At 67.5% G+C, this 12,535-nt stretch carries 13 protein-coding genes; 5 read left to right on the top strand and 8 right to left on the bottom strand.

The features are described 5' to 3' along the window. Window positions 1-259: 259 nt before the first annotated feature. The 5 genes from HNQ66_RS07535 (at window position 260) to HNQ66_RS07555 (ending at window position 4,893) form a co-directional block, all read left to right on the top strand. Window positions 260-1,282, top strand: a complete 1,023-nt coding sequence (locus HNQ66_RS07535) for an ABC transporter permease (RefSeq protein WP_184142506.1) — start codon at window positions 260-262, stop codon at window positions 1,280-1,282. Further along, entirely contained in the window at window positions 1,279-2,118 is an 840-nt protein-coding gene (locus HNQ66_RS07540; RefSeq protein ID WP_184142509.1) for an ABC transporter permease, read from the top strand. Before HNQ66_RS07535 ends, HNQ66_RS07540 begins: the two co-directional genes overlap by 4 nt. After that, window positions 2,105-3,058 carry an oligopeptide/dipeptide ABC transporter ATP-binding protein gene (locus tag HNQ66_RS23760; RefSeq protein ID WP_184142512.1) on the top strand — a complete coding sequence of 318 codons (954 nt, stop codon included), beginning with the start codon at window positions 2,105-2,107 and terminating at the stop codon, window positions 3,056-3,058. Before HNQ66_RS07540 ends, HNQ66_RS23760 begins: the two co-directional genes overlap by 14 nt. Beyond that, window positions 3,055-3,831, top strand: coding sequence for an ABC transporter ATP-binding protein (locus HNQ66_RS07550; RefSeq protein ID WP_184142515.1), 777 nt, complete (start codon window positions 3,055-3,057; stop codon window positions 3,829-3,831). The genes HNQ66_RS23760 and HNQ66_RS07550 overlap by 4 nt, the downstream gene beginning before the upstream one ends. An 87-nt stretch (window positions 3,832-3,918) precedes the next feature. After that, window positions 3,919-4,893, top strand: coding sequence for a threonine ammonia-lyase (locus HNQ66_RS07555; protein ID WP_184142518.1), 975 nt, complete (start codon window positions 3,919-3,921; stop codon window positions 4,891-4,893). 11 nt (window positions 4,894-4,904) lie between these two features. Here the strand turns inward: HNQ66_RS07555 and HNQ66_RS07560 are convergent, their stop codons facing one another. From HNQ66_RS07560 to HNQ66_RS07595, 8 genes are all read right to left on the bottom strand, one after another. Further along, entirely contained in the window at window positions 4,905-5,402 is a 498-nt protein-coding gene (locus HNQ66_RS07560) for a RidA family protein (RefSeq protein WP_210308706.1), read from the bottom strand. Window positions 5,403-5,412: 10 nt separating this feature from the next. Next, window positions 5,413-5,820 carry a c-type cytochrome gene (locus tag HNQ66_RS07565; RefSeq protein ID WP_184142521.1) on the bottom strand — a complete coding sequence of 136 codons (408 nt, stop codon included), beginning with the start codon at window positions 5,818-5,820 and terminating at the stop codon, window positions 5,413-5,415. Between the two features lie 47 nt (window positions 5,821-5,867). Then, window positions 5,868-7,469 (bottom strand): flavin monoamine oxidase family protein, encoded by a 1,602-nt coding sequence (locus tag HNQ66_RS07570; RefSeq protein ID WP_246434231.1) that lies wholly within the window; start codon window positions 7,467-7,469, stop codon window positions 5,868-5,870. A gap of 39 nt (window positions 7,470-7,508) precedes the next feature. Beyond that, on the bottom strand, window positions 7,509-7,889 hold the full coding sequence (locus tag HNQ66_RS07575; protein WP_184142524.1) for a c-type cytochrome: 381 nt from the start codon (window positions 7,887-7,889) through the stop codon (window positions 7,509-7,511). A gap of 235 nt (window positions 7,890-8,124) precedes the next feature. Continuing rightward, the gene (locus tag HNQ66_RS07580) at window positions 8,125-9,006 is read right to left on the bottom strand and encodes a dihydrodipicolinate synthase family protein (protein ID WP_184142526.1); all 882 of its coding nucleotides are present in this window, start codon (window positions 9,004-9,006) and stop codon (window positions 8,125-8,127) included. A 25-nt stretch (window positions 9,007-9,031) separates the two neighbouring features. After that, a complete protein-coding gene (locus HNQ66_RS07585) occupies window positions 9,032-10,654 on the bottom strand; it encodes a dipeptide ABC transporter ATP-binding protein (RefSeq protein ID WP_184142529.1) in 1,623 nt (540 codons plus the stop codon). Further along, window positions 10,647-11,567 carry an ABC transporter permease gene (locus HNQ66_RS07590; protein WP_184142532.1) on the bottom strand — a complete coding sequence of 307 codons (921 nt, stop codon included), beginning with the start codon at window positions 11,565-11,567 and terminating at the stop codon, window positions 10,647-10,649. The genes HNQ66_RS07585 and HNQ66_RS07590 overlap by 8 nt, the downstream gene beginning before the upstream one ends. Before the next feature lie 10 nt (window positions 11,568-11,577). Continuing rightward, complete coding sequence (locus HNQ66_RS07595) at window positions 11,578-12,492, bottom strand: ABC transporter permease (protein ID WP_184142535.1); 915 nt, start codon at window positions 12,490-12,492, stop codon at window positions 11,578-11,580. Window positions 12,493-12,535 lie beyond the last annotated feature (43 nt).

Here is a 12,535-nt window from a genome sequence, read left to right on the forward strand (position 1 = left end):
GGAGACTGGATGGGGGTGCGTGCCGCGTCGCCCATGGACTGAAGACCCCTCCCCAACCCCTCCCCACAAGGGGGAGGGACTTAACGCGCGGCACTCTCGGCATTCAAGAATTGAGGGAAAAGCGTGCTGCCAGCCCTTCTCCCCCCTTGTGGGGGAGATGCCGGCAGGCAGAGAGGGTCTTCATCTGCGATTTCAGGCCAGAAGGGGGTATTCTCCACGCTGACCGCGCATCCTTGTCCTGTCCAAGATCGGCCCGCTGATGGAACTTCTCCGCTACATTCTGCGCCGCATGATCCTCTCCGCCTTCGTGGTGGTGGGCGTGACCTTTCTGGTCTTCATCGTGGCGCAGGTGGTTCCCTCGGACCCGGCGGCCCTTTATGCCGGCCCGCGCCCGACGGCCGAGCAGATCGAGAAGGCGCGGCAGGAACTCAATCTCGACGCGCCGCTGCCCGCGCGCTTCGCCACCTTCGCCGGGGCCATGGCGTCGGGCGATTTCGGCATCTCCTACAAGTCGCGCCGGCTGATCGCCGAGGACCTGCGGGCCTATCTTCCCGCAACGCTGGAGCTTGCGGTCTTCTCCACCGGCCTTGCGCTCCTCATCGGCATACCGCTCGGCGTCGTCGCGGCCGCGCGGCAGGGGCGGTGGCCGGACAGGCTGGGCAGCCTCGGCTCCATCGCCGCCGTCGCCATGCCGACCTTCTTCCTCGCCATGCTGCTGCAGCTCGTCTTCGCGCAATGGCTCGGCATCCTGCCGCTTTCCGGGCGCCTGTCGCGCGAGATTTCGATCGCCGCGCCGCTGCCCGTCGTCACCAACTTCGCCATGATCGACGCGCTGCTTGCAGGGCGGCTCGACGCCTTCGTCGACGCGGTGAAGCACCTCATCCTGCCGGCCCTCACCCTCGCCTCCTATCCGGCCGGCGTCGCCATGCGGCTGACGCGCTCGGCGATGATCGAGATCCTCGAGCGCCGCCATGTGGTGGCCGCCCGCGCGCTCGGCCTTTCCGAGCCGCGCATCCTCTTCGGCCACGCGCTGCCGAACGCCATGGGCCCGGCGCTGACGGTGATCGGCCTTTCCTTCGCTTATGCGCTCACCGGCGCGGTGCTGGTCGAGATCATCTTCGCCTGGCCGGGCCTCGGCCGCTACGTCTCCGAGGCGATCCTCGCCAAGGACTTCCCGGTCATCGCCGCCGTCACCATGGTCGTGACGATCTGCTACGTCGCGATGAACCTCCTCATCGACATCGCCCAGGCGCTGGTCGATCCGCGGGTGGCGCTGTCATGACGAAACTCGTCCACCGCCTCGGCTGGCCCGGCACCCTCGCCCTCGGCATCGTCGTGCTCTTCGTCCTCGTCGCCATCCTCGCGCCGTGGATCGCGCCCTATCCGGCGCAGGGCGCCGGCGCGCCGAACGTCATCGCCAAGCTCCGGCCGCCATCGGCGGACTACTGGCTCGGCACGGACCATCTCGGCCGCGATATCCTCAGCCGCATCATCTACGGCACCCGCGTCTCGCTGACGAACGGCGTCCTCATCGTCGCCTTCTCGCTGCTCATCGGCCTGCCGGTCGGCCTTGCCGCCGGCTATTTCGGCGGCTGGGTGGACGAGGCGCTGATGCGCGGCACGGACGTCTTCCTCGCCTTCCCCGCGCTGCTGCTCGCCGTACTGATGGCCGCGGCGCTCGGCCCCGGCTTCCTCAACAGCATCATCGCCGTCGCCGTGACCTGGTGGCCCTGGTATGCCCGCCTTGCCCGCGCGGAAGTGCTGGTGCTGCGCGGCCAGCCCTATGTGGAGGCGGCCCGCCTTGCCGGCGTCTCGCATCCGCGCATCATCCTGCGCCACATCCTGCCGGCGACGGGCCGGCCGCTCACCGTGCAGGCCGCGCTCGACGTCGGCCCGGCGCTTTTGACGGCCGCCGCCCTCTCGTTCCTCGGCCTCGGCGTGCTGCCGCCCACCGCCGACTGGGGCCAGATGGTCGATGCGGGGCGCAAGTTCTTCCCGGCGCGCTGGTGGTATTCGGCCATGCCCGGCCTGACGATCTTCATCGTGGCGCTCGCCTTCTCCGTGCTGGGCGACGCGCTTCGCGAGCGCAAGGGAGGTGCCGCCCGTGCCTCTCATTGATATCCGCGACCTATCCGTCTCCATCCCGACGCCGGACGGCGACGTCCATGCCGTGCGCTCGGTCAGCCTCGAAATCGAGCGCGGCGAGATCCACGGCGTCATCGGCGAATCGGGCTGCGGCAAGACCATGACCGGCATGGCGGTGCTCGGCCTCGTGCCGAAGGGCGCGCGCATCACCGCCGAGCGCTTCCATTTCGATGGCGAGGACCTGCGCGAGAAGGCACAGAGCCTGCGCGGCCGGCACATCGGCCTCATCTCGCAGGACCCCGCCGCCGCGCTCAACCCCGTTCTCTCCATCGCCCGCCAGATGGACGACGTGATCCGCGCCCACCGCGACCTTCCCCGCAAGGCGCGGCGCGCGGAGGCGGCCTCGCTCCTTGCCGCGACCGGCCTTCCCGATCCCGAGCGGGTGCTGAAAAGCTACCCGCACCAGCTTTCCGGCGGCATGCAGCAGCGCGTCGTCATCGCGCAGGCACTGGCGACCGGCGCCGATTTCCTCATCGCCGACGAGCCGACCACGGCGCTCGACGTCTCCGTCGGCGCACAGGTGCTGGCGCTTCTGCGCCGGCTCGTCGCGGAACGCGGCCTCACCGTGCTGATGATCACCCACGACATGGACGTGATCGCCGAGGCCTGCGACCGGGCGACGGTGCTCTATGCCGGCCGCTCGGTGGAGACAGGCCCCGTCGAGGCGGTGCTGAACCGCCCCGGCCATCCCTATACGCGTGCGCTTCTCGCCGCCCTTCCCGATGCCGCGCCGCACGGCGCGCGGCTTGCCGCCATCGAGGGCTCCATTCCGCCGCCGCGCTCGGCCATTGCCGGCTGCGCCTTCGCCCCGCGCTGTCCGCAGGCCATGCCGGTCTGCGCCGCCGAGCCGCCGCCGGAGCGCGTGCGCGGCACCCATCGCTGGCTCTGCCACCTGCCGGAGGATGCGGCATGAGCGCGACCCCGATGCTCGATATCGACAATCTCGTCATCCGCTACCGCGCCGGCCTCTTCGCCCCGCGCTTAAAGCCGGCCGTCAACGGCGCGAGCTTCCGCCTCGTCCGAGGGGAAACCCTCGGCATCGTCGGGGAAAGCGGCTCGGGCAAGACCAGCCTGCTGCGCGCCGTCCTGCGGCTGCTGCCGGTCGAAAGCGGCGCGATCCGCCTCGACGGCGAGGACTGGCTGGCGCTGAAGGGCGATGCGCTGCGCCGCGCGCGCCAGAAGATCGGCGTCGTCTCGCAGAACCCGTTCCTGTCGCTGAGCCCGCGCCTCACCATCGCCGAGATCGTCGCCGAGCCCATGCTGGCGCAGGGCGAACGGCAGGGGCCGGCGATGCGCGAGAAGATCGCCGGGCTTCTTGCCGATTGCGGCCTGCCGGCCGATTTCCTCGACCGCCGTGCGCGCGAGCTTTCCGGCGGCCAGGCCCAGCGCGTCGCCATCGCCCGCGCGCTCTCGCTCGAACCCGGCCTGATGATCCTCGACGAGCCGACCTCCGCCCTCGACGTCTCCGTGCAGGCGCAAATCCTCAACCTCCTTGCCGATCTCAAGGAGAGCCGCGGCCTGTCGATGCTGTTCGTGACGCACAACCTGAAGGTCGTCGCGCATATCTCCGACACGCTCCTCGTCATGCGCCGCGGCGACGTCGTGGAATTCGGCCGGACGGAAGAGGTGATCCGCGCGCCCGCCGAGGCCTATACCCGCGAGCTCCTGTCCTTCGGGCGCCGCTAGCCCGCTGTCACCGTGACAAGAATGGGCGTTCCCAAGCATGGGGCGCCCTTTTATGTATCGGTCGTCCCACCAGCCGAAAGTCCGCCCATGACCTCCATCGAAATGATCGTCGCCGCCCGTGCCCGCCTGCGCGGTGAGGCGCGCCGCACGCCGCTCCTCTCCTCGCCCTTCCTCGACGAGATGGCCGGACGGCGGGTCCTCGTGAAGGCGGAATGCCTGCAGCATACGGGCTCGTTCAAGTTCCGCGGCGGCTGGTCTGCCGTCTCCGGGCTTGCGCCGGAGGTCCGCAAACGCGGCGTGATCGCCTTTTCTTCGGGGAACCACGCGCAAGGCGTCGCGCTCGCGGCCCTTCGCCACGACGTTCCCTCCGTCATCGTCATGCCTTCCGACGCCCCGCGGCTGAAGATCGAGAACACCCGCGCCCTCGGCGCCGAGGTCGTCCTCTACGACCGCGCGAAGGAGGACCGCGACGCAATCGGCGCGCGGATCGCCGGGGAACGGGGCCTTACGCTCGTCAAACCCTTCGACGACGCCCTCGTCATCGCCGGCCAGGGGACGGTCGGGCTGGAGCTTGCCGAACAGGCGGAGGAGGAAGGCGTGCAGGCTGCGGAGGTGCTGGTGCCCTGCGGCGGCGGCGGGCTGAGCGCGGGCATTGCGCTCGCGCTCGAAGCCAGCGCACCAAGCCTGACGCTGCGCACCTGCGAGCCGGAAGGCTTCGACGACACGGCACGTTCGCTGGCGGCGGGCAAGGTCGTGCGCAACGCGGCGCTGTCGGGCTCGATCTGCGATGCCATCGTCACGCCGGAGCCGGGCAAGATCACCTTCCCGATCCTGACGCGGCTTGCCGGCGCGGGCATCGCGGTCTCCGACGACGAAGCCCTTCGCGCCATGGCGCTCGCCTTCAAGCGGCTGAAGATCGTCGTCGAGCCCGGCGGGGCGGTGGCGCTCGCCGCCGCGCTCTTCCACGGCAAGGCGCTGGAGAGCGACACGGTCATCGCCGTCGCCTCCGGCGGCAATGTCGATACGGATGTCTTCACGGCGGCGCTTCAGCGCTTCGGCTGAAGCGCCCCTTCTCAGGGGCGCGCGGCGATGACCTCGATCTCCACGAGGAAGCCGGGGCCGGCAAGCCCCGCGACCTGGAAGACGGAGCGCGCGGGAAGGTTCGGCTGGTCCTTCGTGCCGAAGAACTGCGTATAGCCCTCCATGAAGCCCTTGAAGTCCATCTTGCCGTCCTTGCCGGGGTCCCCGACGAGGAAGACCTGCATCTTCACCACGTCGCTCATCTTGAGGTCCATGCCGCCAAGCGTCTTCTCGATCGATTGCAGCGCGGAGACGGTCTGCGTCCTGGTATCGCCGTAGGCCTCCACCGAACCCTTCGGCGCCTTCTCGTCGGCGACGGAGGCGAGCGCCCCGCTGACATAGACCGTCGTCATGCCGGCCGGAACCTCGACGGCCTGGGCGATGGGGAAATCCGAGCCCGGTATCTTGTGGCGCACCACCTCCGCGGCCGAGGCGCCGGCCGCGGCCATCGCCAGTGTCCCGAACACGATAGCGCCGGTCAGAAATTTCATGTCGATGCTCCTATCTTGCGTCCTTCACGTCCTCGGCCGTCGCGGCATCCTTGTAGTCGTTGCCAAAATGGGTGCGCACGTAGTTGACGACGGCCGCCACCTGCTCGTCCGACATCATCTCGCCGACGGGGGGCATACCCTTCTGGCCGTGCAGGATGATGTAGATCGGGTAGCCGGCGGATTCGAGGTTCTCGTTCTTGGCGAGCGGCGGATACTTGCCCGCGCCGACCGCCCCCTCTCCTTCCGGCATGTGACAGGCCTGGCAGACATGGGTGTAGATATCCTCGCCCGTCTTCTGCGTGACCGTATCCGAGCGCGCAGGCGTCGCGCCGGCGGAATCGGCAAGCGCGGTCCCGGCGGAAAGGCCGGCGGCAAGGAGCGTTGCGAGCCCCAGCGTGTATTTTCTGTGATTGGACATGGCAGAATCCCTCACTGAATCCTCGAGGTCGATTGAACGGGCGCGCGTCATCCCTGCATCACCCGCTTGTGCAGGCGCTCGATGGCGTCGAGCGAGGACAGGATCGCCCCCTCCTGCCAGGCCGGGATGTAGGACGCATGCTCGCCGGCAAGGACGATGCGGCCGTCGATCTGGCAGAGGTTGTCGTAGTGCTGCTTGCGGGCCTCCTCCGTCCAGTCGCCGGCGCAGCCGAGCGTGAACGGGGAACGGTGCCATGCCCAGGACACGCCGTTCTCGAACTCGTCCTTGTATTGCGGGTGGATGATCGTGCCCTGCTCGACGACCGCCTTGACGCGGTCCTCCGGCTTCATCGCCGTGAAGGCGTAGGAGGCCGGGCCGTTCCAGGTATAGCAGCCGAGGAGGACGCCCTTGCCGCCCCTGTTGTAGTCGGTGCTCGGGTAGGAGATGTTGGTGATCGGCAGGTCCGTATAGGTGACGCCGCCGAATATCAGCTCGTCCTCCTCCCAGAAGCGGCGCTTCATCTGGAGGCCCACCTTGACCGAGGAGGCGTAGGGCACCGCCCCGATGGCGGCCTTCATCTTGTCGGAGACCTGGATGTCGATCTGGCTGAGGATCGTCAACGGAATGGTGCACACGCACCAGTCGGCGCTCTCCGTGCGGGTCTCGCCGGGCTTCTGCGCGTCCTCGTAGGTCACGGTCACGCCCTTGTCGCCCTGCTCGATCTTCACCACCTTGGCGTTGAAGGTGATGAGGTCCTTGACCTCCTTGGCGAAGGCATCGCCGATCCGCCCCATGCCGCCGACCGGCTGGAACATGGTCGTCTGGAACTCGTACAGCGCGAAATTGGCGAGCGAGCCCCACAGGCCGGAGGAGAGCAGGTCGTTGAAGGCGAGCGGCTCGCCGGGCACCGGCTCGGCCCCGAGGCCGCCGCCGGGATCCTTCGCATAGCCGCGGAACTCGCCCGAGACAGCGCCCTTGGCGTAGCTGTAGTCCTTGTCGAGCGCGCCCCAGGAGCGAAGCGCCTCCAGGAGCATTTCCTGGTCTTCCTTGCCGACGCCCTCTTCCAGCTTGCCCTTCTGCACGACCTTGGCCAGAAGCTCGGAGACGTGGCCCTGGAAGTCGATCTTGACGTCGCGCACGCGCTGCGGCTTGCCACCGAAGCCCTTGGTGGAATGCAGGAACGCATTGTGGTTGAGCTGCTGGAACGGCTCGAGCTGCACGCCGAGCCGACGACAGTAGGCGAGCAGCCCGTTATGGTGATAGGGAATGCGCCACGGGCCGGGATTGATGTAGAGCCCTTCGTCGAACTCGCATTTCTGCGTGAAGCCGCCGAGTTCCGTGACGGTGTCGCCGCCGCGGATGGTCCAGTTCCGCCCGCCCGCGCGGTTGTTGTATTCGAGGATCTTGACCTTGTAGCCGGCCTGGCGCATTTCCATCGCCGCCAGCATGCCGGCAAGCCCGGCGCCGAGGATGAGGACGGACGCCCCCTTGGGGTCGCCCTCCAGCTTCACCGGCCCCTTGTAGCCGGACTCGGCGGCAAGGCCCAGAGTGGTCATCGCCTGGTACATCGCGGCCGTGCCGGCCGTAAGCCCGATCATCTGCAAGAGCCTGCGCCGGCTCATCCCGATAAAGGGTTGCTCGTTCATCATCTCCCACCTCCTGATTTCATTGGGGCGCTGACGGGATTTCTATTGGGAAAACTGCTTCAGGTAGGCGATGACATTGGCGATGTCCTCGTCCTTCTTGAGCCCCGCGAAGGCCATCTTGGTCTTGGGAACGACATCCTTCGGCTTGCGAAGGTACTTGGTCAGCGTCTCGTCGTTCCAGACGAGGCCGTTCGCCCCCGCATCCTTCATCGCGGGGGAATAGCTGTAGTCGGCATGGGTGCCGGCCGTGCGCCCGATGACGCCCTTCAGCGAGGGACCGACCTTGTTGGTGTCCTCATCGGCGACGTGACAGGCTTTGCATTTGTTGAAGACTTGCTGGCCTTTCCCGGCATCCTGTGCCAGAGCGCCGGACCCGGCGGCGAAGGCGAGCGTCATGGGAAGCAAAACGGCAAAAAATCGCATTTTTCCAATCCGCGGAACATGGTGTGTTGCATCTGCGCGCAAGCGCGAAAAGCGGATTCTCGACGCCTGCCAGAACTCTACATAGAGCGCTGCCGGGCGGATCAATACGATCGGGGAACTTTTTAAAACTTGATATTTATCCACCACTTAACGGGTGGCGGTGGAGCGGGAACGTGCCCGTTCCCGCCCGGGCGGGCGCCCTTCGGCGCCCGTCATCCCGGCCGGAAAAGACGGCTCAGAGGAGGCCGTAGCGGCGGAGAATGCCGGCGATCTTCTCGTCCTGCTCCGCATTCGGCAGAAGGGCCGGCTGGCGGCTGGCGCCGACGGAAGAATCCTGCAGGTAGAGCGCGCGCTTGACCATCGCCGGGGCGAAGCCGAGGGCATAGAGATCCGTGCGGAAGGCGGCGAAGGTCGCCTGCTGCTTTTCCGCCTGCGCAATGTCGCCCACGTTGTAGGCCTTGAGGAGATCGGCGAGCACCTGCGGCATGGCGTTGCCGAGGCCGGAGATGCAGCCGGCCGCGCCGTTCTGCAAGGCCCAGAGCACCAGATGGTCCGGGCCGGAATAGACCTCGAAGCCGTCCACCTCCTTCGCCACCTGGAGATAGGCTTCCAGCGTCTCCCTGGCGCCGCCGGAATCCTTTATGCCGGCGATGTTGCCGTGGCCGGCGAGCGTGCGCGCGGTCTCCGGCTCGATGTGGTTCTGCGTGCGGGCCGGGATGTCATAGAGATAGACCGGCGTCGTCACCGCATCGGCGACCGTCGAGAAATGGCGGATGAGGCCGTCCTGCGTGCAGGCGATGAAGAAGGGCGTGATGACGGCGATGCCCGTCACGCCGATGCGGTCGAATTCGCGCGCCAGCTTCAGCGTCTCGAAGGTCGCGGGCATGCCGGCATTGACGATGACCCTGACGCGTCCGCCCACCTCGTCGACGACCTCCTCCGTCAGGCGCACTTTCTCCTCGAAGGTGAGTGCCGAGAAGTCGCCGTTGGTGCCGGCGCACATGATGTTGTTGCCGGCCTCGACCTGGCGGCGGACCTGCGCGCGCGTCGCCTGATAGTTGACGGTCTCGTCCTCGTTGAAGCAGGTGACGAGGGCGACGAAGGCTTGTTTGGTCATCGGTCTTCCTTTGGCTCGGGCGCGCTCAGGAGGCGGCGCGTTGAAGGCGGGCGGCGCGATGGGCGGCCTGGACGTCGGGATCGGGGTCGAGGCCGGCGGAAAGGAGCGCACGGGTGTACTCCTGCCGCGGCGTCTCGAAGACCGCGCGCACCGTGCCGAGCTCCACGATATCGCCCTTCTGCATGACCATCACATGGTCGGCGAAATCGCGCACCACCGGCAGGTCATGGGCGATGAAGATGAAGGCGATGCCCATCTCGCGGCGCAGCTTGTCGAGCAGCTCGATCACCTGCGCCTGCACCGAGACGTCGAGCGCGGAGACCGCCTCGTCGCAGATGATGAGCTGCGGTTCGAGCGCGAGCGCCCGGGCGATGGCGATGCGCTGGCGCTGGCCGCCGGAGAACTGGTGCGGGTAGCGGCCCATGTGCTCCGGGCCGAGGCCCACCTGCACGAGGAGTTCGGCGACGCGCTCACGCCATTTCGCCTTGGGCAGGATATCCGGGTGGATGACCCAGGCCTCGGAAATGAGCTGGAAGACCGTCATGCGCGGGTTGAGCGACTGGGTCGGGTCCTGGAAGACCATCTGGAGGTCGCGGCGCAGCTTGTAGAGCTCGGCCGGCGACAGGGTGAAGAGATCGCGCCCCTTCCAGTGCGCGGTGCCGGCGTCCGGCTCGTCGAGCCGCAGGAGGATGCGGGCGAGCGTCGACTTGCCCGACCCGCTCTCGCCGACGACCGCCATGGTCTCGCCGGGCATGAGGTCGAAGGAGACGCCCTTCAGCGCCTCGAAGGAGCCGTAGGTCTTGCGCACGTCGCGCACGGAAAGGACCGGCTCGGCGCGGGCGGCGGGCGCGTGCATCTCGCCCTTGCCGGGCGCGGCGGCGATCAGCTTCTTCGTATAGGGATGCTGCGGGTTCTTGTAGACCTCGCGCACCGTGCCGGCCTCCACCAGCACGCCCTTCTCCATCACCACGACGCGGTCGGCGATCTCCGCGACGACGCCGAGATCGTGCGTGATGATGAGGACGCCCATGCCCGTCTCTTCCTGCAGTTCCTCAAGAAGGGCGAGGACTTCCGCCTGGACGGTGACGTCGAGCGCGGTGGTCGGCTCGTCGGCGATCAGGAGGTCCGGGCGCAGCGCCAGCGCCATGGCGATCATGACGCGCTGGCGCTGGCCGCCGGAAAATTCATGCGGATACTTGCCGAGCGAGCGTTCCGGCTCGGGAATGCCGACGCGCGTCATGAGCCGCAGCGCCTCGGCTGCCGCGGTGGCGGCGTCCGCCCCGTGGGTGGTGAGCGCTTCGCGGATCTGCCAGCCGACCGTATAGACCGGATTGAGATGGCTGAGCGGATCCTGGAAGATCATGGCGATCCGCCGGCCGTTCACCGCGCGCCGCTCGTGCGGCGGCAGCTTGAAGAGGTCGACGCCGTCGAGCAGGACTTCGCCTGAGGTGATGCGCCCCGGCGGCATGTCGATGAGGTTCATGATCGCCGAGGAGGAGACGGACTTGCCCGAACCGCTCTCGCCGAGGATCGCCAGCGTCTCGCCGCGGTCGAGATGGTAGGAGATGTCGCGCACGGCATGGACCACGCCGCTAGCGGTGTGGAACTCGACCGAGAGGTTACGCACTTCCAGGAGATGGTCAGCCATTCTTGCGGCCTTTCATTTCGAGACGCCAGCGCTGCACCGGATCGAGCGCGATGCGCAGCCAGTTGGAAAGCATGTTGAGCGACATGGTGGTGAGGATGATCGCAAGGCCCGGCCAGAACGAGAGCCACCAGGCATTGGTGAGATACTGCCGGCCCTGCGAGATCATCAGGCCCCAGGTGATTTCCGGCGGCTGGATGCCGATGCCGAGGAAGGAGAGCGCGCTTTCGGCCAGCATCACATAGGCGAAGTCGAGCGTGGCGAGCGTCGTCAGCGTCGGCAGCACGACCGGCAGGATGTGCCGGAAGAGGATGCGCCGGTCGGACGCGCCCATGACGCGGGCGGCCTGCACGAACATGCGCTCGCGGATTTCCAGCACCTCGGCCCGCGTCGTGCGCAGATAGACCGGGATACGGGTGATCGCCAGCACCAGCATCAGGTTGAGGATGGACGAGCCGAGGATATAGAGCACGATCACGGCGATCAGCAGCGAGGGGAAGGACATGATGACGTCCGCCAGCCGCATGATCACCTGGTTGACGCGCGGCGAGGAAAAGCCGGCGACGAGCCCGAGCAAGGTGCCGACGGCGGCCGAGAGTGCCACCGCGCCGGCGGCGACCATCAGCGTGTTCTGCGTGGCGACGACGATGCGGGCGAGCAGCGGCCGGCCGAGCGCGTCGGCGCCCATCCACCACACCCAGCCGCGCTCCCAGTCGAAGGGCGCGGCGTTGCGGCCGCGAAGGTTCTGCTTGGTCGCCAGCTCCCCGAGCCAGCTCGGCCCGACGATGGCGAGGATCACGATGAAGACGAGGAAGATCGCCGCGCAGAGCGCGAACTTGTCGGCAAGCAGCATGCGGACCATGCGCGTTGCGAAATTCGGTTCGTCGGCGAGGATGGTATCGGTCTGAAGGGTCATTTCCGCCTCCTCAATGCCGGATGCGCGGATCGAGCAGCGCATAGGCAAGGTCGATCAGAAGGTTCATGAGGAAGATCGCCAGCGCCGTGACGAGGATCGCGGCGAGCACGACGTTGAAGTCGCGCTGGAGGATGGAATCGATCATCAGCTTGCCGACGCCCGGAAAGCCGAAGATCGTCTCGACGATCACCGCGCCGTTGAGGAGGCTCGCCGCCTGGTCGCCGATCACCGTTATGACCGGCAGCATGGCGTTGCGCAGCGCATGGACGAAGATGATCGAGCGCGATTTGACGCCCTTGGCCCGGGCCGTCTTCACATAGGCCGACGAAAGGGCGCCGATCATCGAGCCGCGCACCACCTGCACGATGATGCCGAAAGGACGGATGAACAGGACCGCGATCGGCAGGATCCAGTGCAGCAGCGAGCCGGTGCCCGAGGTCGGCAGCCAGGCGAGGTTCACGGAGAAGACGACGATCGCGACGATGGCGACCCAGAAATCGGGCACGGAAGCACCGATCAGCGAGATGATCGAGGAGAGGCGGTCGAAGAAGCCGCCGGCGCGAAAGGCGGCAAGCGAGCCGACGAGGATGGCCGCGCCCGTGACGAGGCTCATGGTGATGACGGCAAGCCAGAGCGTCCAGGTGAAGGCCTCCAGCACGACGTCCAGCGCCGGCCGCGCCTTGCGCAGCGATTCGCCGAGGTCGCCCGTCAGCACGTCGCCGACATAGTGGGCGAACTGCACCAGCAGCGGATCGTTCAGGCCGTGCAGTTCGCGGAACTGCTGCTTCATTTCCGCGGACGCCTCGACCGGAAGGAAGAGCGCGGCCGGATCGCCCGTCAGGCGGGACAGGAAGAAGACCATGACGATCAGCCCGACGAGGGAGATCAGACTGGCCACAGCGCGTTTTCGAACGAATTTCAGCATGGCGCCCTCGGATAAACCCGGCGGCGGGATCATCCCGCCGCCT

It is taken from the genome of Shinella fusca, assembly GCF_014203155.1.
Classification (GTDB): Bacteria; Pseudomonadota; Alphaproteobacteria; order Rhizobiales; family Rhizobiaceae; genus Shinella; species Shinella fusca.